The organism is Stenotrophomonas sp. 14P6.2.3, assembly GCF_057799055.1.
Map to the genome: position 1 here is coordinate 18,551 of NZ_JBYOLA010000006.1, position 17,223 is coordinate 35,773.

Annotated in this window: 24 protein-coding genes and 2 tRNA genes; 16 read left to right on the top strand and 10 right to left on the bottom strand. The window is 65.8% G+C overall.

Features of this window, described 5'->3' with window-relative positions:
• Window positions 1–28: 28 nt before the first annotated feature.
• Window positions 29–1,048 (bottom strand): NADP-dependent oxidoreductase, encoded by a 1,020-nt coding sequence (locus tag AC27VL_RS06870; protein ID WP_488765911.1) that lies wholly within the window; start codon window positions 1,046–1,048, stop codon window positions 29–31.
• A gap of 337 nt (window positions 1,049–1,385) precedes the next feature.
• Here AC27VL_RS06870 and AC27VL_RS06875 point away from each other — a divergent pair.
• The 7 genes from AC27VL_RS06875 (at window position 1,386) to dxs (ending at window position 7,912) form a co-directional block, all read left to right on the top strand.
• Window positions 1,386–1,461: transfer RNA gene (locus tag AC27VL_RS06875), tRNA-Phe, on the top strand.
• A 42-nt stretch (window positions 1,462–1,503) separates the two neighbouring features.
• A tRNA-Phe gene (locus AC27VL_RS06880) sits at window positions 1,504–1,579 on the top strand.
• A gap of 175 nt (window positions 1,580–1,754) precedes the next feature.
• Complete coding sequence (locus tag AC27VL_RS06885) at window positions 1,755–2,306, top strand: lipocalin family protein (protein WP_488765912.1); 552 nt, start codon at window positions 1,755–1,757, stop codon at window positions 2,304–2,306.
• Window positions 2,307–2,469: 163 nt separating this feature from the next.
• Entirely contained in the window at window positions 2,470–2,946 is a 477-nt protein-coding gene (locus tag AC27VL_RS06890) for an LEA/WHy family protein (RefSeq protein WP_191078733.1), read from the top strand.
• Between the two features lie 65 nt (window positions 2,947–3,011).
• Window positions 3,012–4,802 (top strand): acyl-CoA dehydrogenase C-terminal domain-containing protein, encoded by a 1,791-nt coding sequence (locus tag AC27VL_RS06895; RefSeq protein WP_191078734.1) that lies wholly within the window; start codon window positions 3,012–3,014, stop codon window positions 4,800–4,802.
• A gap of 431 nt (window positions 4,803–5,233) precedes the next feature.
• Window positions 5,234–5,899 carry an HNH endonuclease gene (locus tag AC27VL_RS06900; protein ID WP_025876340.1) on the top strand — a complete coding sequence of 222 codons (666 nt, stop codon included), beginning with the start codon at window positions 5,234–5,236 and terminating at the stop codon, window positions 5,897–5,899.
• A gap of 105 nt (window positions 5,900–6,004) precedes the next feature.
• Window positions 6,005–7,912 (top strand): 1-deoxy-D-xylulose-5-phosphate synthase, encoded by a 1,908-nt coding sequence (gene dxs, locus AC27VL_RS06905; RefSeq protein ID WP_488765913.1) that lies wholly within the window; start codon window positions 6,005–6,007, stop codon window positions 7,910–7,912.
• Window positions 7,913–8,058: 146 nt separating this feature from the next.
• Here dxs and AC27VL_RS06910 read toward each other — a convergent pair whose 3' ends face one another.
• The 3 genes from AC27VL_RS06910 to AC27VL_RS06920 form a co-directional block, all read right to left on the bottom strand.
• Window positions 8,059–8,262, bottom strand: a complete 204-nt coding sequence (locus tag AC27VL_RS06910; protein WP_032978640.1) for a hypothetical protein — start codon at window positions 8,260–8,262, stop codon at window positions 8,059–8,061.
• 174 nt (window positions 8,263–8,436) lie between these two features.
• Window positions 8,437–9,000: a DUF3011 domain-containing protein gene (locus tag AC27VL_RS06915; RefSeq protein WP_089236266.1), complete on the bottom strand. Its 564-nt coding sequence runs from the start codon at window positions 8,998–9,000 to the stop codon at window positions 8,437–8,439.
• A gap of 130 nt (window positions 9,001–9,130) precedes the next feature.
• Entirely contained in the window at window positions 9,131–9,337 is a 207-nt protein-coding gene (locus AC27VL_RS06920) for a hypothetical protein (RefSeq protein ID WP_100553073.1), read from the bottom strand.
• 416 nt (window positions 9,338–9,753) lie between these two features.
• On the opposite strand from AC27VL_RS06920, the gene AC27VL_RS06925 reads away from it, so the two are divergent.
• The 5 genes from AC27VL_RS06925 to AC27VL_RS06945 all read left to right on the top strand — a co-directional run bounded on the left by AC27VL_RS06925 (window position 9,754) and on the right by AC27VL_RS06945 (window position 12,084).
• Window positions 9,754–10,017, top strand: a complete 264-nt coding sequence (locus AC27VL_RS06925) for a hypothetical protein (protein WP_100553074.1) — start codon at window positions 9,754–9,756, stop codon at window positions 10,015–10,017.
• Window positions 10,018–10,029: 12 nt separating this feature from the next.
• Window positions 10,030–10,263 carry a DUF1653 domain-containing protein gene (locus AC27VL_RS06930; RefSeq protein WP_100554160.1) on the top strand — a complete coding sequence of 78 codons (234 nt, stop codon included), beginning with the start codon at window positions 10,030–10,032 and terminating at the stop codon, window positions 10,261–10,263.
• A 70-nt stretch (window positions 10,264–10,333) separates the two neighbouring features.
• Window positions 10,334–11,089 (top strand): transporter, encoded by a 756-nt coding sequence (locus AC27VL_RS06935; RefSeq protein ID WP_488765914.1) that lies wholly within the window; start codon window positions 10,334–10,336, stop codon window positions 11,087–11,089.
• A 76-nt stretch (window positions 11,090–11,165) separates the two neighbouring features.
• On the top strand, window positions 11,166–11,738 hold the full coding sequence (locus AC27VL_RS06940; protein WP_488765915.1) for a TetR/AcrR family transcriptional regulator: 573 nt from the start codon (window positions 11,166–11,168) through the stop codon (window positions 11,736–11,738).
• Between the two features lie 13 nt (window positions 11,739–11,751).
• The gene (locus AC27VL_RS06945) at window positions 11,752–12,084 is read left to right on the top strand and encodes an SMR family transporter (protein WP_089236273.1); all 333 of its coding nucleotides are present in this window, start codon (window positions 11,752–11,754) and stop codon (window positions 12,082–12,084) included.
• 25 nt (window positions 12,085–12,109) lie between these two features.
• Here AC27VL_RS06945 and AC27VL_RS06950 read toward each other — a convergent pair whose 3' ends face one another.
• From AC27VL_RS06950 to AC27VL_RS06960, 3 genes are all read right to left on the bottom strand, one after another.
• Window positions 12,110–12,283, bottom strand: a complete 174-nt coding sequence (locus AC27VL_RS06950; protein ID WP_025876319.1) for a DUF1328 domain-containing protein — start codon at window positions 12,281–12,283, stop codon at window positions 12,110–12,112.
• 104 nt (window positions 12,284–12,387) lie between these two features.
• Window positions 12,388–13,026, bottom strand: a complete 639-nt coding sequence (locus AC27VL_RS06955) for a LysE family translocator (RefSeq protein WP_099819122.1) — start codon at window positions 13,024–13,026, stop codon at window positions 12,388–12,390.
• 99 nt (window positions 13,027–13,125) lie between these two features.
• On the bottom strand, window positions 13,126–13,758 hold the full coding sequence (locus AC27VL_RS06960; RefSeq protein ID WP_180166350.1) for a cation efflux transmembrane domain-containing protein: 633 nt from the start codon (window positions 13,756–13,758) through the stop codon (window positions 13,126–13,128).
• Window positions 13,759–13,917: 159 nt separating this feature from the next.
• On the opposite strand from AC27VL_RS06960, the gene AC27VL_RS06965 reads away from it, so the two are divergent.
• Window positions 13,918–14,610 (top strand): aspartate/glutamate racemase family protein, encoded by a 693-nt coding sequence (locus tag AC27VL_RS06965; protein WP_100553078.1) that lies wholly within the window; start codon window positions 13,918–13,920, stop codon window positions 14,608–14,610.
• A gap of 21 nt (window positions 14,611–14,631) precedes the next feature.
• Here the strand turns inward: AC27VL_RS06965 and AC27VL_RS06970 are convergent, their stop codons facing one another.
• Window positions 14,632–15,000, bottom strand: a complete 369-nt coding sequence (locus tag AC27VL_RS06970; RefSeq protein ID WP_223880333.1) for a hypothetical protein — start codon at window positions 14,998–15,000, stop codon at window positions 14,632–14,634.
• Between the two features lie 273 nt (window positions 15,001–15,273).
• Here AC27VL_RS06970 and AC27VL_RS06975 point away from each other — a divergent pair, with 273 nt between their 5' ends.
• Genes AC27VL_RS06975 through AC27VL_RS06985 form a run of 3 tightly spaced genes read left to right on the top strand, consistent with a single transcriptional unit; the run spans window position 15,274 to window position 16,642 of the window.
• Window positions 15,274–15,783, top strand: coding sequence for a DUF3011 domain-containing protein (locus AC27VL_RS06975; protein WP_100460895.1), 510 nt, complete (start codon window positions 15,274–15,276; stop codon window positions 15,781–15,783).
• Between the two features lie 59 nt (window positions 15,784–15,842).
• Window positions 15,843–16,196 (top strand): DUF6713 family protein, encoded by a 354-nt coding sequence (locus AC27VL_RS06980; RefSeq protein ID WP_100553080.1) that lies wholly within the window; start codon window positions 15,843–15,845, stop codon window positions 16,194–16,196.
• On the top strand, window positions 16,193–16,642 hold the full coding sequence (locus AC27VL_RS06985; RefSeq protein WP_488765916.1) for a GNAT family N-acetyltransferase: 450 nt from the start codon (window positions 16,193–16,195) through the stop codon (window positions 16,640–16,642). The genes AC27VL_RS06980 and AC27VL_RS06985 overlap by 4 nt, the downstream gene beginning before the upstream one ends.
• Here AC27VL_RS06985 and AC27VL_RS06990 read toward each other — a convergent pair.
• Together AC27VL_RS06990 and AC27VL_RS06995 are read right to left on the bottom strand one after the other, a co-directional pair.
• A complete protein-coding gene (locus AC27VL_RS06990; protein ID WP_191078741.1) occupies window positions 16,612–16,953 on the bottom strand; it encodes a low molecular weight protein tyrosine phosphatase family protein in 342 nt (113 codons plus the stop codon). The genes AC27VL_RS06985 and AC27VL_RS06990 overlap by 31 nt on opposite strands.
• Window positions 16,947–17,150: a hypothetical protein gene (locus tag AC27VL_RS06995; protein WP_100553082.1), complete on the bottom strand. Its 204-nt coding sequence runs from the start codon at window positions 17,148–17,150 to the stop codon at window positions 16,947–16,949. Before AC27VL_RS06995 ends, AC27VL_RS06990 begins: the two co-directional genes overlap by 7 nt.
• Window positions 17,151–17,223: the final 73 nt, after the last annotated feature.

Consider the following 17,223-nt stretch of genomic DNA (forward strand, 5'->3'; position numbering starts at 1 on the left):
GTTCCGGTGCCCTCAATGAAGCAATCGCTCAATCCAGCTTCACCACCAGCTTGCCGAAATTGCGCCCCTGCAGCAGGCCAAAGAAGGCTTCCGGTGCATTCTCAAGTCCCTGCACGACGTCTTCGCGGTACTGGATACGCCCATCGCGCAGCCACTGCGGCATGTCGCGCTCGAAATCCGGCCACAGATGCTTGAAGTCGTGGACGATGAAGCCACGCACGGTCAGCCGCTGGCGCAGGATCTGACTGAACAGCGCCGGCAGCCGATCCGGCCCAGGCTGCGCGACGCCGCGGGCATTGTAGGTGGCGATGGTGCCGCACACCGGAATGCGCGCGAAATCATTAAGCAGCGGCAGCACGGCGTCGAGCACATGCCCGCCCACGTTCTCGAAATACACGTCGATGCCATCCGGTACAGCAGCACGCAGCTGCCCGGCAAAATCGGAGGCGCGGTGGTCCAGCGCCACATCCACGCCCAGTGTTTCCAGGTACGCACGCTTGGCCTCGCCACCGGCGATGGCGACCACGCGCGCACCCTGCAGCTTGGCCAGCTGCGCCACGGTGGCACCGACCGGTCCGCTGGCAGCAGCCACCACCAGGGTCTCACCGGCTTGCAGCTTGCCGATTTCGATCAGGCTGGAGTACGCGGTGAACCCCGGCATGCCGTACACGCCCAGCGCCGTGCTGAGCGGCAGCCCGGCCGGATCCAGGCGCCGGCTGATCGCATCACCCGCCACCACGGCATGGGTCTGCCAGCCGCCAGGGGCCAGCACCAGGTCGCCCACCGCCAGGCCAGGCGCCTGCGACTGCAGCACTTCGGCCACGGTCTGGCCCTCCATCACCGCATCCACTGCCACGGGCGGTGCGTACGACGGGCCATCATCCATGCGTCCGCGCATGTACGGATCCAGCGACAGGTAGCGGTTGCGCAACAGCACCTGGCCGGGGCCCAGCGCCGGAAGGGGCGCCTGTTCGAGGCGGAAATTGGCGGCGACCGGCGCACCTTGCGGACGAGAGGCGAGCACGATGCGGGTGGTTGAATCGGACATGTCCAATGGCTCTGCTGCGGGCAGCGTCGGGGAGGGAACCGCGACAGTACGCCGTGCCCTGCCCTCGTGGGTGCCATGAAAACAGCGTTCCATCGGCACCGTCCCCACTCCGCCGCTGCATTGCTTGCCCCGTCAGCTTTGGCGTCAGCGGCGGGCCGCTGTTTTCCGCGTCCAGCATTTCCGGCCAAGCTGGGTCAACGCAGGATCAATCACTTGCAGCGCCTTCCACCGGTCGCAGACACCAATGTGAAGGTTTTTTTCCAAAACGCTTGCCGAACCTGTCCTACGTCCGTATTATGCGCGTCCTCGGCAGCGACATCGCTGCAACGAAACAAGTGGCCGAGTAGCTCAGTTGGTAGAGCAGGGGATTGAAAATCCCCGTGTCGGCGGTTCGATTCCGTCCTCGGCCACCACTTTCGAAGACCTGCAGAAATGCAGGTCTTTTTTTTCTACATGGCCGAGTAGCTCAGTTGGTAGAGCAGGGGATTGAAAATCCCCGTGTCGGCGGTTCGATTCCGTCCTCGGCCACCATTTTCGAAGACCTGCAGAAATGCAGGTCTTTTTTTTGTCTGTGACTTTCCGACCATGCGGCACGTGGATCGCGCCGCATCGATCCTGCGCGGACGCGGCCACACCGGTTGACGAAACATTCACACCTCCGCGTGCCGTGCACCCTACGCTCCAGACTCCTGCCCGGAGCCGATCAATGCACCTGCGCCCTGCCCTGCTCGCCTGCCTGCTGCTTTTCGCCGCACCGGCACTCGCTGCCGAGCCCGTGCGCGCCGTCAGTGAACTGAACATCGATCGCTACGCCGGGCAGTGGCACGAGATCGCACATCTGCCGGTGTCGTTCCAGAAGCAGTGCGTGGGCGAGATCACCGCCAACTACGGGCTGCGCCGCGATGGCCGCATCAGCGTCACCAATGCCTGCCGCAAGGCGGATGGCGAGCGGGTTGTCGCCGAAGGCGTGGCGCGGCCCGTTGCGGGACAGCCCGGCCAGCTGCAGGTGCGCTTCGTTCCCGACTGGCTGAGCTGGGTGCCCCTGGTCTGGGCCGACTACTGGGTGATCGCGCTGGACCCCGACTACCAGTGGGCGATGGTCGGTGAACCGGGCCACAAGTATCTGTGGATCCTCGCGCGCCTGCCGGAGATGGACCGCGCCCTGTTCGACCGGCTCAAGGCAAAGGCCGAAGAGATGGGCTACGACCTCGCACCGCTGCGCATGATGGCGCCCCTGCGCGACACCCCCGCCGATTGAGGCGCCGCCCAACCGGGGCACGCTACGTCCGCAATCCGGCATCGCGCACGCCTCGCGTGCATCTTCACGCGCTACCCTCTGTGGCCGGTCGCCGCAGGCGACCCATTCCACCATACGCCGTAGTATGCTTACTCCACGCACCGCCTTCAGAGGACCTGCGCCCATGCTCCACCGCTTCCGTACCGTCTTGATCGTCCTGTGCACCCTGGCCCTGGTCGCTTGCGGCGATGGCATCGTCAAGCGTGTTTCGGAACCGGCCGCGAGCCTGCAGCAGCTGACCGTGCAGGCCAATGGCGACTGGACCGTCGCCCTGCGTCTGCAGAACTACAGTTCGATGCCGATGAGCTTCGACGATGTCGCGCTGGTCTTGACCATCGGCGACACCGATGCCGGCCCCCTGTCCGCCAAGCCGGGCATCTCCATCGGCGGCGTTTCCGCCGATGTCATCAACGTGAACTTCAAGCCCAGCCCGGCCGCACGCCTGGTGATCGCCGACGCCTTGGCCAGCAACCGCACCCTTGCCTACAGCCTGAAGGGCACGGTGTCGGCCACGCCGCAGGAAAAGAAGCAGCGCACCTTCGACATCAACAGCCGCAGCACGCTGAACCAGGCCCCGGGCCTGCCCGGCGTACTGCGCTGATCTCCGCTTTCCGCCGCGACGCATCGCGCCGCTCCCCCTGTTACTGATCAAATCGAGACGCACCGATGAGCAGCTACACCGCCCCGCTTTCCGACCTTCGTTTCGGCCTGCACGATGTGCTGAAGGTCGAGCCGCTGTTCGCCCGTCTTGGCTTCACCGACGCCACCGCCGATGTTGTCGATGCCGTGCTGGAAGAAGCCGGCCGCTTCAGCGCCAGCGTACTGGCCCCGCTCAACAGCGTGGGCGACGAGATCGGCTGCGTGCTCGACCAGGCCAGCGGCGAAGTAACCACCCCGCCCGGCTTCAAGCAGGCCTACGACCAGTTCGTCGACGGCGGCTGGACCGGCCTTACCGCGTCACCGGAACTGGGCGGCCAGGGCCTGCCGCACACGCTGGGCGTGCCGCTCAATGAAATGATCAACGCCGCCAACCTCGCCTGGGGCAACTTCCCGCTGCTGTCGCACGGCGCCATCGAAGCGCTGAAGCAGCACGGCGAAGCCTGGCAGCACGAGGCATTCCTGAAGCCGCTGATCGAAGGCCGCTGGACCGGCACCATGTGCCTGACCGAGCCGCATTGCGGCACCGACCTGGGCCTGCTCAAGACCAAGGCCGAGCCGAACGCCGATGGCAGCTATTCGATCACCGGCACCAAGATCTTCATCACCGCCGGCGAGCACGACCTGACCGGCAACATCGTGCATCTGGTGCTGGCCAAGCTGCCCGACGCCCCGCCGGGCGCCAAGGGCATCTCGCTGTTCGTCACCCCGAAGTTCAAGGTCGATCGCGACGGCAACGTCGGTGAGCGCAACGCGCTGCGCTGCGGCTCCATCGAGCACAAGATGGGCATCAAGGGCTCGGTCACCTGCGTGATGAATTTCGATGGCGCGCAGGGCTACCTGGTCGGCCAGCCGCACAAGGGCCTGCAGGCGATGTTCACCATGATGAACACTGCTCGCCTGGGCGTCGGCCTGCAGGGCATCGGTCTGTCCGAGCGCGCCTACCAGAACGCGCTGAAGTACAGCCGCGAGCGCCTGCAGTCGCGTTCGCTCAGCGGCGCCAAGTTCCCGGACAAGCCGGCCGACCCGATTCTGGTGCATCCGGACGTGCGCCGCATGCTGCTGACCATCAAGTCGCTGGTGGAAGGCAGCCGCCTGCTGGCGCTGCACGCCGCCACCCTGATCGACGTCGCCCACCATGCAGAAGATGCCGGCGAACGTGAGCGCGCTGACACCCTGGTGAGCTTCCTGACCCCGATCTCGAAGGCCTGCCAGACCGAATGGGGCATCGAGAACACCTACAACGCCCTGCAGTGTTTCGGTGGCCACGGCTACATCCGCGAGCACGGCATGGAACAGCTGGCCCGCGATGCCCGCATCACCACGCTGTATGAAGGCACCACCGGCATCCAGGCGCTGGACCTGATCGGCCGCAAGACTGCGTCCAGCCAGGGCGCTGGCCTCAAGCTGATGCTGGCCGAGATCGAAGCGTTCGCCAAGGCCAATGAAGGCAACGAAAGCCTGGCCGAGTTCATCGGCCCGCTGCGCGCCAAGGCCGCCGAGTGGGGCAAGCTGACGATGGACGTTCTGCAGCGTTCGGCCGCCAACCCGGATGAACTGGGCGCAGCCAGCTACGACTACCTGTTCTACTCGGGTTATGTGGTGCTGGCCTACTGGTGGGCCCGCAGCGTTGCCGCCGCCGATGCCAGCGCGCACGGCGCGGCATTCGCGCAGGGCAAGCGCGAGACCGCGCGCTTCTACTTTGCCCGCGTGCTGCCGCGCACCCTCAGCCACGCCGCCGCCATCCAGGCAGGTGCTGCACCGCTGATGGCAATGGACGACGAACGCTTCGGCGCCTGAGCCGGGCCGCGCCCGGCACCTGCGGTAGTGCCGGCCGCTGGCCGGCAACTGCAACAGCTGGAGCAACAGCAACAGCTGGTTTCCTGCGGGATGGCGGGGTGGGTCCAATTGCGGGGGACGGCGCAAGTACGTCCCTGTAGCCTCGGTCGCGCCATCCATGGCGCTCACGCCCCCGCAACCGGACCCACCCCGCCTTCGACAACTCCCCGCGGCTGTTGGTAGGTGTCGACCTTGGTCGACACGTAGATCCACGCCACGCGTGGATGGAAACCCCCGAAATCCATCTGGAGAAAAGCCCCCTTTTGTTAAAGGGGGCGCACCGACAGGTGCGGGGATTAGGTGGAATGCGCGGACCTGAATCATTGCGATTTGGGTTTCGCCCTCCGGGCGATACCCAAATCGCAATGATTCAGGTATAAGCTGTTTTCCCGATGGAGACAGACACTACACGCTTGGGTCTGATCGAAGCCGGAGCTCCGTTTTCTGCTCCGGGCGCCGAAGCATCGCCCAACGCCACGACGCTGCATCGCCCCGGCACGGTCCGGTTGCTCTCACTTGATGGTCACGGGCGGGTCCTGGATTGGATCACCTGGCAGGACGCAGCCTGCCTCTACGCCCGCGATGCCGTCGCCTGGACCCTCGGCGACCCCTGCCTGCACATCCACGGTGGGACAAATCGTCGCAGTGGCATGCAGAGCGGGATGGACCTGCACCCGATCATCGCCGCGCGCGGCCATGCCCGCTCACGTGCGCTGGACCCGACACCGAACCTGACCAACCCGGCCCTGTTCGCCCGCGATGCCCATCTCTGCCTTTACTGCGGCCAGCAGTTCGGACGCCCGACCCTCACCCGCGACCACGTCATGCCCTTGTCCAAAGGCGGCCTGGATACCTGGGAAAACGTAGTCACCGCGTGCTTCCACTGCAATTCGCGCAAGAGTGACCGCACCCCGCAACAGGCCGGCATGCCGCTGCTGGCAGTGCCTTACCGGCCGAGCTGGATCGAGCACCTGATCCTGTCCAACCGCAACATCCTGGCCGACCAGATGGCGTTCCTGAGGGCCCAGCTGCCCAAGCGTTCCAAGCTCTGCACCTGAACTGCCGGGAATGCAACCCTCACCGTCCTGTCACGGACGGCGGCGTTTGCTTGCCCCACCCCCGTTTGAGGGCGAAAATGGGCGTTCAGAACAAGTGCGAACATGATGATCGACTCTGCCCGCTATCCCCGCCTCGCGCGCATCCAGACACCGGATGACCTGCGCACGTTCGACGAATCCGAACTGACGGCGGTTGCCGATGAACTGCGTGCCTACCTGATCGAATCGGTGGGCAAAAGCGGCGGCCATTTCGCCGCCGGCCTGGGCGTGATCGAGCTCACCGTGGCCCTGCACTACCTGTACCAGACCCCGGTTGACCAGCTGGTCTGGGACGTCGGCCACCAGACGTATCCGCACAAGATCCTGACCGGTCGCCGCGACGAGATCCACACCGTCAAGCAGAAGGATGGCGTCGCGCCGTTCCCGAAGCGCGAAGAGAGCGAATACGACACCTTCGGTGTTGGCCACTCCTCGACCTCGATCTCGGCAGCGCTGGGCATGGCCATCGCGCGCCAGACCGAAGGTGACGACCGCAAGGTCGTGGCCGTGATCGGCGACGGCGCGATGACCGCCGGCATGGCGTTCGAAGCGCTGATGCACGCCGGTGGCATGGAGCCGGAACCAAACCTGCTGGTGATCCTCAACGACAACAACATGTCGATCTCCGAGGCAGTGGGTGGGCTGACCAAGATGCTCGGCCGCGCCACCGGCAGCCGCACGCTCAATGCGCTGCGCGAAGGCGGCAAGAAGATCCTCGGCGACAAGAAGAACAACCCCGCCCGTTTCGTGAAGCGCTGGGAAGAACACTGGAAGGGCATGTTCGTGCCGTCCACGATGTTCGAGGAAATGGGCTTCCATTACACCGGCCCGATCGACGGCCATGACCTGCCGGCGCTGCTGTCCGCGCTGAAGACGCTGCGTGCCTCCAAGGGCCCGAAGCTGCTGCATGTGATGACCACCAAGGGCAAGGGCTACGAGCCGGCCGAAGGTGACCAGATCGGTTACCACGCGGTGGGCCCGTTCGATCCGGACAAGGGCCTGGTGGCCAAGACCGGCGCGAAGAAGCCCACCTACACCGACGTGTTTGGCGACTGGCTGTGTGACGCTGCCGCCGCCGAACCGCGTCTGTACGGCATCACCCCGGCGATGCGCGAAGGCTCGGGCCTGGTGCGCTTCAGCAGGGAATATCCGCAGCGTTACTTCGACGTGGCCATCGCAGAGCAGCACGCGGTGACCCTGGCCGCAGGCATGGCCACCCAGGGCGGCAAGCCGGTGGTGGCGATCTATTCCACCTTCCTGCAGCGCGCGTACGACCAGCTGGTGCACGACGTGGCCATCCAGGATCTGGATGTGCTGTTCGCGATCGACCGCGCCGGCGTCGTCGGCCCCGATGGTGCAACCCACGCCGGCAACCTCGACCTCAGCTTCCTGCGCTGCGTGCCGAACATGGTGGTGATGGCTCCGTCCAACGAAGCCGAGTGCCGGCAGATGCTCAGCACCGGCCTGCAGCACCCCGGCCCGGCGGCGGTGCGCTACCCGCGCGGCAGCGGTACCGGCGTGGATGCCGGCAACGATCTGTCGACCCTGCCGATCGGCAAGGGCGAGCTGCGCCTGCAGGGCAACCGTGTTGCCCTGCTCGCCTTCGGCAGCACCGTCGCCGCCGCCGAACAGGTCGGTCGCGAACTGGGCCTGAGCGTGGTCAACATGCGTTTCATCAAGCCACTGGATCGCGAGCTGGTACTGGCCATGGCCAACCAGCACGAGGCACTGGTGACGATCGAAGACAACGTGGTGGCGGGCGGCGCCGGTTCGGCCGTGGCCGAACTGCTCAATGCCGAGGACGTGCTGCGCCCGATCCTGCACCTGGGGCTGCCCGATGCCTTCCAGCATCACGCCAGCCGCGAGGACCTGCTGGCCGAGGCCGGCATCGATGCCGCCGGCATCCGTGCGGCCCTGCTCAAGCGCTGGCCGCAACTGGCCGCTGGTAACCCGCCACTGAGCGCGGCGGGCTGAGCGCCGCCAGGGTTACGGGGCCACGTCATGCGTGGCTCCCCAGGCCCCTCATCCACGCATGGCGTGGATCTACCAAGGTGCTGGTGGCGCAAAAGTAGATCCACGCCATGCGTGGATGCCGCAGACCCTGCCGGCGAACGGCGCTCTCAGCCGTAGCTGATCGCCTCGACAAAAGCACCGCTGGACTCCACCCGCACCGAGGCGCGCTGGCCGGTATCGGTGAAATGAAGGCGGGCCAGGGTTTCGGCGAAGTCAAAGGCACGGACGCCATCGCGAAACTCGATCGGTTCCGGCTTGTCCGGGTGCAGCACGCGCCATTGGCGCTGCTCACATTGCAGTCGGATCAACATGCGTTGCTCACTCCTTGAACAGCGTATCGACGACGAGAGAATGACCGCACCAGGCGCGACAGGGATGGCCAGTGCGAACCGGGACGCGCAAGGCGTCCCGGGAGTCGACAATACGAGGAAAGAAGTGTGATCGCTATCAGATTTCTCTGATCTTGAGCCGATTGCATCGGCCTCTCAATTCACCTGGAACTGGGCCCTGCAGCCGTTGCTGACCCAGATACCACGGCGGTCCCAGCCCCAGCTCTGGCCTTCGATGCAGGCACTGCGCGATTCCTGCCGTACCAGACGCACGCCGCGACGAACCTGTGCATCGCAGTACTGCTGGCGCCGGTCATTGGAATGGCAGGCAATCACCTGGCCGCCACCACCCCACTGGCTTCCGCCCCAGCCGTTGCCACCACCACCGCCCCAACCACCGCCGCCACCGCCCGGTCGCCGGTATTCACCGACGAATTCGGCGCGGCAGCCTTGGGTAACCCAGACACCGTAACGGGACTGGCCCCAGGTCTCACCTTCCACACAGGGGGAGCCGGACAACTGGCGGATCATGCGCGCGCGCCCTTCCAGCCGGCACTCGTTGCTGCGGTTCTTGATCGATTCGCAGCGCACGATGCCATTGCCACCACGATCGTCGTAGCGATCGTCGTAGCCATAGTTCTGCGCCTGCACGCCGCCAGCGGCAGCCATCATCGGCAACAGGGTGCACGCCACGGTGCGCCAAGTGAGTCCCTTGCCCATCCCTCGTCTCCAGGTGAATACGGTGGAGGCAAGCATCGGGGATTCCGGGCGTGGCGCACAGAGGGAGCTGCGACGGCGGTTTTTCCCCCATTCAACCAACCCAACCGCAACTGACTGCGGCTGCGGCGGCTCAGCGGCCGAAGTGCAGCGCGTCGACCGCCGTGCCCAGTGCTTCCACGCGCACGGTGCTGTGCTGGCCGGTACGGCAGTGATGTTCGCTGGCCCGCGAGGCAGCGGCGTCGAAGGCGGCCGCACCGGTGCTGAACTCTTCGGTCGCGCGTGTCTGCGGATCCAGGACGGACCAGCGCTGGGCGGTGCATTGGACAGTGATGACCATGGTGGGCTCCTGCGTTTCTGGGAAATCCGGGACCGGCGCAAGGCCGATCTCCGATGCCCGACCAGCCTAGCCAGCGCCCCGGGGAAGACCTATCGGATTTATCCGAAAACTCCCTACCGGCACCTCAGAAAGCGCCGCCCATCACATCCCTGAGGCCATTTAGGAAATCCATTCCGTGACCCTTGTCACGAAGTCAGCCGCGCTTCACACTATCGTCATCAACAGGGGCCCCTTCCACATGCGCACCTCGCTTCCACTGCAGCGTTCGACGCTGCTGAAGTTCTATTTCGCCGCCAGCTACGTGGTACTGATCGAGGAACTGGTCCGCGCATCGCTGAGTTGAGGATTGGCCAGCGATGCTTGCCGCTGCTGCGGGGACCGAACAAACTGTCGGTTTACGGCACGGAGCCGCGCCCATGAAAGTCCTGTTCCTGATCCCGCTGCTGGCCCTGGCCGCGTGTGCCAGCCCGGAAAAACCGGTCACCCATGACACCGCCACGCCCGTGGTTGGTGGTGACCGCGATGCACACGGATGCATCGGTTCGGCCGGCTATCAGTGGTGCGAGCACAGCCAGCGCTGCGAGCGCCCATGGGAACTGGCGCAAGCGCAGGGCCTGGCCAACACTGCCGAAGCCATCGACGCCTACTGCGCCACCCCGGCAACGCCGGCGCGCAGGTAACGGGTGCTGACGATGACCGACCTGGCCCCACTGCCCGCGCTGACACCTGGCCGCTACCGCCACTTCAAAGGTGGCGAGTACGAGGTGATCGACATCGTCCGCAGCAGTGAAACGCTGCAGCCGATGGTGCTCTATCGCGCCCTGTACGGCGAAGGCGGACTGTGGGTGCGTCCCTATCCGATGTTCATTGAACAGGTGCCCGGCGAGCACGGCCCGCAGGCACGCTTCGCCCGCATCAGCGACTGAACGGCGCGGCTCACGCCGCGCGCACGGCATCGCCGCGCATGCTGAAGCATCCCTGCGAAACGGAACCCGCATGCGCCACACCCTGTTGATCGTCCTGTCGCTGGCCAGCACCCCGGTGCTGGCCGCAGAACCTCCCAGCTTCGACCGTCCCGGCATCGGCTTCGGCACTGACACGGTGCCGCGTGGCGGCCTTGCCGTCGAAGTGGGCCTGCCCAGCTATCAACGCGATCGTGATCGCGACGGCCTGCGTACGACCTCGCTGTCCAGCGACCTGTTGCTGCGCACCGGGTTGGCGCCGGGCTGGGAACTGCAGTTGGCGTCCACACCGTGGCAGCGCCAGCGCGAACGTGGCCCTGACATGCCACGCACGCAGCAGCGCGGCGCCGGCGACAGCACCGTCGGAGTGAAATGGGCAGGTCCTGGCAGTACCGAGCGCACGGCCTGGGCGCTGCTGGCAAGCGGTGTGATCGCACGTGGCGATGCCGCCTTCAGCGATGGCCGCCAGTACGCGCTGGCCGCCAGCGTCGAACACACCTTCAACGACCGCTGGAGCGGTGCGCTGTATGGCAGCCATCAGCGCGGCGCAGGCCAGCGCAGCACGACCTGGTCGCCAAGCCTCGCGCTGAGCGTGACCGAGCGGCTGGGCACCTATCTCGAAGCCGGCTTTACCCACGCCAGGCAGCAACCCGACCAGGCCATCGCCGGCGCAGGCCTGACCTGGATGCTGCGGCCGAACGTGCAGCTGGACGCCTCTTTCGATCTCGGCCTCAATCGCAACAGCCCCGACCTGCAGCTCGGCACCGGCATCGCGTTCTATCTGCAGTGACCTGCTGAACTGATCGTGCGCGTCGGGCGCATCGCCCCCGCGCTACAATCATACCGTCCAGTCGGTTTCGTCCCCCATGCCAGAATCCCCTCCCCGCTCCCGCCGCAAGGCGCCCGACAGCGTGCGCCAGGCGCTGCTGCACGCGACCGCCCATACCATCGGCCAGAATGGGCTGGCGGCCCTCACCGTGCAGGACGTCGCCGACGCGGCTGGTGTCAGCAAGGGCGCGCTGTTCCATCATTTCGGCAGCAAGCAGGACCTGGTCGAGGCGACGCTGACCTCGCTCATCGCCGACTTCGAGGACAGAGTGCGCGAGGTGCTGCGACAGTCTCCTCCCCGCCATGGCGGCTTCAGCCGTGCCTATGTGCAGGTGAATTTCGAACATCTGCTGCAGCAGGAGCAGATCAACGACATCGGGCTCACCATGGGCAACATGCTGGAGCCGGCGCTGCTGGTCTACTGGCGGACGTGGCTGCGCGGCATGCTGGCCGAGTTTCCGGATGAAGCCTGCGATCCGCGCCTGTACGCCGCGCGTTGCGTTGCCGATGGTTACTGGGCCACCGCCTATGGGCGGCCCTTGGATGAAAACGAACGCCAGAACGCCCAGGCCATGGCCCTGGAGGCACTGAAGCTGTGCGAACCGGTATGAGCGGGAGACTGCGATGAACCCCTATTTCTACCTGGCCGGCGCGATCGTGCTGGAAGTGATCGCCACCTCCCTGCTCAAGGCATCGGAAGGCATGACCCGCCTCGGCCCCACGCTGGGCGCGCTCGCCGGTTACGGTGTGTGCTTCTACCTGCTGTCGCTGACGATGAAGTCGATCCCCACCGGCATTGCCTATGCCATCTGGTCCGGCGTCGGCATCGTGCTGATCTCGCTGATCGGCCTGCTGGTGTTCAAGCAGCGCCTGGATGCGCCGGCACTGATCGGCATCGGCCTGATCTGTGCCGGCGTACTGGTCATCAATCTGTTCTCGCACAGCAGCGCGCATTGAGCGCGCCGCTGCACGAACTGCCGGGCTAGGCGACCTTCTTCGCGACGGTCATGCCAAGCACGAAAAGTACAACCGCAATGATGATGCCAGCCCAGAACAGGAACTTGGCGATCCCTACCGCGGCGCCGGCAATACCGCCGAAACCCAGCGCGCCGGCGATCAGGCCGATGATGGCGAAAATGATGGCCCACTTGATCATGTCGATCCTCTCCCTGACGGGAATACTGAAGGTGCGATCAGGTTAGGCAGGCCGCGATGCCACACGCGTGAACAGGTCGCAGGCGCGGCGTGAAACGATCCGGCTCAGCGCGGCCGGAAGCGCAGCAGCGCCACTGCGAAGGCGAGAAACACGCTGCCGACCAGGCGTTCGAACCAGCGTTGCGCAAAGGGCTTTGCCAGCCAACGGCGCAGCCCATGTCCACCCGCCGCGTACATCACGTACCAGAACAGTTCGCAGGTAGCGAAGGTGGCCACCAGAACCGTGTACTGCACGGCCTGGCCACGCGCGGGGTCGACGAACTGCGGCAGGAACGCCGCGGCGAACAGCAGCAGCTTGGGATTGCTCAGCCCCACCAGCAGACCACCACGGAACACCGCCCAGGCACCATGCACCGGCGCCAGGGCTGCATCGACGTCTGTCGCCACCGGCGCCTGCCGGCAGCTGTCCCGCCAGGCCTTGATGCCCAACCAGGCCAGGTAGGCCACACCCAGATAGCGCAGCACATCGAACAGCATCGGCGACGAGCGCAGCACCGCGCTCAGGCCGGCCGCGGACGCCGCAAGCACCAGCAGCATCGCCAGCAGGCAACCGGCCATGGCGGGCACGCTGCGACGGAAGCCCAGGCCGACACTGCGCCCCAGGATGTGCAGCATGTTCGGACCCGGCGTGCCGCACAGCACGAACACTGTCGCCAGGAACCACCACCAGGTATGCAGGGCCATCACTTCGTCCACCGGAATAATCCCTGCAAGGATAGTGCGCAGCGGCTGTCACCACCATGCACAGTCCAAGGTCGATTCGACGGTTACAGCTGCTGCGGCTCAGCCGCTGGCAACGCGCGACGCACGCAGTTCGGCCATCGCGATGCGAAGCACCCGCAGCGCCGAGCGCAGGAACACGACCAGCAGTGCGACGGCGACCAGCAGGTCCGGCCAACCGGCACCAAACAGCGCCACCAGCGCCGCCGCCAGCACCACCGAAATGCCCTCGAAGATATCGTTGCGCGCGCATTCCCAGGCCGATGCCAGGTTCACGTCGTCATTGCGATACGGCGTCAGCAGCCACAGGCAGAAGCCATTCGCGGCAAGATTCAGCAGCGCGGCCAGGCCCATGCTTTCGAACAGGGGAACCTGTGGATGCGCCAGCCGCCATCCGATCTGTACCGCCACTGCCACCGCCGCCGCCAGGATCAGCGCGCCCTTGAACAACGCAACCCGCGCCTTCGCCGCCACGCCGGCACCCACCACCAGCAGGCTCAGCAGGTAGGTGGCGGCGTCACCCAGGTTGTCCAGCGCACCGGAGAGCAGCGCGGACGAGTGGCTGTACCACGACGCGCCGACCATCATCAGGAAGGTGGCCAGGTTGATCAGCAGCACGATCCACAGCACACGCCGGTGGCGCGCCTGCATGGCCGCCACATCCAGCGTCTTGCCGCAGCCACAGCATTCGCCCATCGCCCTGCCCTCTGCCTGTCGTACCCCATTATCACGCCGATCAGGCGTGTCGGCAGCTGCTGCGACGGGTCCGCCCGTAATTGCGCGTCCGGCCAAGCCGGCACGCAGCATCCCGACCTCGGTTGTGCTGCAATGGCACTCCCCGGCACGGAGACACGCATGAAGACGCTTGGCCTGATCGGTGGCATGAGCTGGGAAAGCTCGGCGCAGTACTACCGCCTCATCAACGAAGAGGTACGCGCGCGGCTGGGCGGCGCGCACTCGGCGCAGTTGCTGATGTGGTCGCTGGATTTCGCCCGCATCAAACAGCTGCAGCATGACGGTGACTGGGATGCGCTGGGCAACGAGATGGTCGATGCGGCCCAGCGGCTGCAGGCCGGTGGCGCCGAACTGCTGCTGATCTGCACCAACACCATGCACAAGCTCGTTGGTGAGATCGAGGCGGCCTGCCCGCTGCCCCTGCTGCACATCGCCGACCCGACCGCCACGGCGATCGTGCAGGCCGGTCTGCAGCGTGTCGGCCTGCTCGGCACGGCGTTCACCATGGAGGAAGACTTCTACCGTGGGCGGCTGAGCGAGCGCTTCGGCCTGGACGTACTGGTTCCGGAGGCCGACGACCGCCGCGATGTGCACGCGATCATCTACCAGGAGTTGATCGCCGGCGTGGTCAGCGAGCGATCACGGCAGGTGTACGTCGAGGTGATCGAACGCCTGGTTGCCCGCGGTGCCGAAGCGATCATCCTGGGCTGTACCGAGATCATGCTGCTGGTACGTACCGAAGACAGCCCGGTGCCGCTGTTCGACACCACGACCCTGCATGCGCGCGCGGCGGTGGACGCGGCGTTGGCATGACGCACATCGCCGTGCACCCGGTCACGCGGTCGGTTCGGGCTGCACTTCCAGCGAAGTGACCAGCCATTCCACCACCGGTGGCGAATCGCACAGGAAGAACACGGCGTCGCCGCTGCGGGCTTCGGTCAGCATCCGGTAGACGCTGATCGCCACGCCCGATTGGTTGGCGATGAAAATCTCACTGCTGCGCGGCCCGTCGGCCTGGCGGGAAACCAGCCGCAAGGCACGCCGGGCCGCTACCGTATCTTCCGGCTCGGCTTGGCGGGTCAATTCCAGGCCACGCAGGCCCCAGGCAACAAAAACACGCTTGCCCTTGAACGTCGTGTCCAGGACCTGCACTTCGACCGCGCCTGTGCCGGCCGACCGATGAATGACGATACTGCTGATCAACGCAACCCCCTGTGGTCGTCGTGGTCCGCACATCCTTGTCCGCACCCGCGCCAGCAGCCACGGGCGAGGCCCGGAGGTCGCGTTCGAAAGCGCTGGAACGTGTAAAAAACTGTAAACCGATGCAATCGGATGTGCCGGGGATGATACGGGATGTAACGCCCTGCATGCGCTGCCGGACACTTATAAATCCGTCCTGAGCCAGCGCGGGCCCCGGTCGTCGCAGAGCGCCGCACGTGCGCCATTCTTGCGTCCCATTCCCAACCCGAGGTTTCAATGAGCCTTCGCCTGCTACTGCCCCTGGGCGGTTCTGCGCTTGCCCTGCTGCTGGCCGCAACCACGGTCTCGGCCCAGGATTACGACAGCGAGTCATCGCCGCGCACGACCTGCGAATCACACTTCAACAAGACCCAGCAGTGCCCGTTCGAAGGACGTGCGCGACTGGCGCGGCAGCTGTCGGTGACGCGATGCGTGGAAGACGACAACTGGGGACAGCGCCGCGGCATGCTGTGGGTTACCGATGGCTGTCGCGCCGAATTCGTCGCCGAAGAGCGTGGGCGAGGTCGTTGGCCCGGACGTGACCGTGACCGTGATCGCGATGGCGAGCGCCTGGTCTGCGAATCCTACGAAAACAAGGAGAAACAGTGCCGCATCCGCGTCCGTCATGACGTGCGGCTGGTCAAGCAGAAGTCGGTCACCACCTGCACCGAGGACCGCAACTGGGGCTGGGACCGACGCGGCGTATGGGTCAGCGACGGCTGCCGCGCCGAATTCCGCGTCTACTGAGTGCGATGGCTGCGCACCCATCCTCGCTAGAATGAGGCTCTCACAGCAGGAAACACCGCATGGAACGCTGGTATCTGGCAACGATGATGTCCTTGCTGCTGCATCAGATCGATGCCGCGTTCTGGCAGGAGTGGCAGATGTTCCAGGTGCCCGGCGGCATCCAGGGATTCCTGCTGTTCAACCTGCTTGCCATCGGCGTACTGCTGCACGGTTATCGCCAGGTGGTGCTCGGCCTGGGTTCTGCGCGCCGCTACGCGCTGTTGTGCGGCGTGCTGGGTATCGGCACCGCCCTCATCCATGCCGGCTTCGCTGCGGCCGGTCGCGATGAATTCCACCTGCCGCTGTCGCTGCTCACGCTTCTGGCCTGCCTGGTCAGCGGCAGCGGATTGCTGCTGCGCAGCCGTCGGCGATGACCCCGCAGGCTCCAGCACTTCGGGTGCGCGCGGCCGAGTGCACGGATCTTCCGGCACTGATCGCCCTGGTCAGCGTTGCGGCCGATGACCCACGCCGTGCCGCGCAGATCGGCCAGTGGCTGGCGGACGGCCACATGCACGCCGCCGAGCTCGATGGAAGGCTGGCCGGCTACCGCGTGCAGCATCGGCACTTCTTCGGTGAGGCCTTCATCGAGATGCTGATGGTGGCCGCGCCGCTGCGCAGACACGGCATCGGCCGTGCGTTGCTTCTGCATGCCACGTCGATCAGCGCGGGCACCCGACTTTTCAGCTCGACCAACCAGTCCAATGCCAGCATGCAGCGGCTGCTGGCAGCCGCAGGCTTCGTGCAGTGCGGGATCGTGCACGGCCTCGACGAAGGCGATCCGGAGCTGATCTACCGCTTCGACACTGACGATGTGAGGTAAGGCGCAACCTTCGCTTCCAGCAGCGCCATCAACGCCGGATCCATGCAGCGATAGTCGTCGGGGATGTCCAGGCAGTGCAGCGGCGTGTGCTCAAGCAGGCGCGCGAAATTCGCCTGCAGCCGATGCTGGTGCTTGGGCTCCATGACGAAGATGACATCAGCCCAGCGGATATCCGCTGGGCTGATGGGCCGGCGCGCGTGCGGGCTGGTGCCGGCCGAGCGCGCACTGATACCCGGCCGGCGCTGCCACATCGCTTCGGCGGTGGGGCTGCGCAGCTGGTTGCGGCTGCAGACAAACAGCAGGTTCAACATTCCTGATCCAGTAGTTGTCTCGGGCTGAGGACCGGATAGGTGAAACCCAGCTGGCGCGCCCGCAGCAGCTTGTCGCCACGCGTATACATCAGCTTCCAGTTCTTTTCCGGCTTGAAGATCGGCAGTGGTGCCGTGTGGTCGCCGCCGTGGTGGCGCGACTGCGAGCGCCTCCAGGCGCGGTTCCTTTGCGTTTCCATGATCGTATTCTCGTGAGTACCGGGTTCAGCAGCCGCGGTAGTACGAGTGCGCGCAGGATACAACGCCGCAACA

Excerpts from the sequence above, each read along its gene's own strand:
- AC27VL_RS06870 (WP_488765911.1), bottom strand. The coding sequence starts at position 1,048 with ATGTCCGATTCAACCACCCGCATCGTGCTCGCCTCTCGTCCGCAAGGT.
- AC27VL_RS06885 (WP_488765912.1), top strand. The coding sequence starts at position 1,755 with ATGCACCTGCGCCCTGCCCTGCTCGCCTGCCTGCTGCTTTTCGCCGCA.
- AC27VL_RS06890 (WP_191078733.1), top strand. The coding sequence starts at position 2,470 with ATGCTCCACCGCTTCCGTACCGTCTTGATCGTCCTGTGCACCCTGGCC.
- AC27VL_RS06895 (WP_191078734.1), top strand. The coding sequence starts at position 3,012 with ATGAGCAGCTACACCGCCCCGCTTTCCGACCTTCGTTTCGGCCTGCAC.
- AC27VL_RS06900 (WP_025876340.1), top strand. The coding sequence starts at position 5,234 with ATGGAGACAGACACTACACGCTTGGGTCTGATCGAAGCCGGAGCTCCG.
- dxs (WP_488765913.1), top strand. The coding sequence starts at position 6,005 with ATGATCGACTCTGCCCGCTATCCCCGCCTCGCGCGCATCCAGACACCG.
- AC27VL_RS06910 (WP_032978640.1), bottom strand. The coding sequence starts at position 8,262 with ATGTTGATCCGACTGCAATGTGAGCAGCGCCAATGGCGCGTGCTGCAC.
- AC27VL_RS06915 (WP_089236266.1), bottom strand. The coding sequence starts at position 9,000 with ATGGGCAAGGGACTCACTTGGCGCACCGTGGCGTGCACCCTGTTGCCG.
- AC27VL_RS06920 (WP_100553073.1), bottom strand. The coding sequence starts at position 9,337 with ATGGTCATCACTGTCCAATGCACCGCCCAGCGCTGGTCCGTCCTGGAT.
- AC27VL_RS06925 (WP_100553074.1), top strand. The coding sequence starts at position 9,754 with ATGAAAGTCCTGTTCCTGATCCCGCTGCTGGCCCTGGCCGCGTGTGCC.
- AC27VL_RS06930 (WP_100554160.1), top strand. The coding sequence starts at position 10,030 with ATGACCGACCTGGCCCCACTGCCCGCGCTGACACCTGGCCGCTACCGC.
- AC27VL_RS06935 (WP_488765914.1), top strand. The coding sequence starts at position 10,334 with ATGCGCCACACCCTGTTGATCGTCCTGTCGCTGGCCAGCACCCCGGTG.
- AC27VL_RS06940 (WP_488765915.1), top strand. The coding sequence starts at position 11,166 with ATGCCAGAATCCCCTCCCCGCTCCCGCCGCAAGGCGCCCGACAGCGTG.
- AC27VL_RS06945 (WP_089236273.1), top strand. The coding sequence starts at position 11,752 with ATGAACCCCTATTTCTACCTGGCCGGCGCGATCGTGCTGGAAGTGATC.
- AC27VL_RS06950 (WP_025876319.1), bottom strand. The coding sequence starts at position 12,283 with ATGATCAAGTGGGCCATCATTTTCGCCATCATCGGCCTGATCGCCGGC.
- AC27VL_RS06955 (WP_099819122.1), bottom strand. The coding sequence starts at position 13,026 with ATGGCCCTGCATACCTGGTGGTGGTTCCTGGCGACAGTGTTCGTGCTG.
- AC27VL_RS06960 (WP_180166350.1), bottom strand. The coding sequence starts at position 13,758 with ATGGGCGAATGCTGTGGCTGCGGCAAGACGCTGGATGTGGCGGCCATG.
- AC27VL_RS06965 (WP_100553078.1), top strand. The coding sequence starts at position 13,918 with ATGAAGACGCTTGGCCTGATCGGTGGCATGAGCTGGGAAAGCTCGGCG.
- AC27VL_RS06975 (WP_100460895.1), top strand. The coding sequence starts at position 15,274 with ATGAGCCTTCGCCTGCTACTGCCCCTGGGCGGTTCTGCGCTTGCCCTG.
- AC27VL_RS06980 (WP_100553080.1), top strand. The coding sequence starts at position 15,843 with ATGGAACGCTGGTATCTGGCAACGATGATGTCCTTGCTGCTGCATCAG.
- AC27VL_RS06985 (WP_488765916.1), top strand. The coding sequence starts at position 16,193 with ATGACCCCGCAGGCTCCAGCACTTCGGGTGCGCGCGGCCGAGTGCACG.
- AC27VL_RS06990 (WP_191078741.1), bottom strand. The coding sequence starts at position 16,953 with ATGTTGAACCTGCTGTTTGTCTGCAGCCGCAACCAGCTGCGCAGCCCC.
- AC27VL_RS06995 (WP_100553082.1), bottom strand. The coding sequence starts at position 17,150 with ATGGAAACGCAAAGGAACCGCGCCTGGAGGCGCTCGCAGTCGCGCCAC.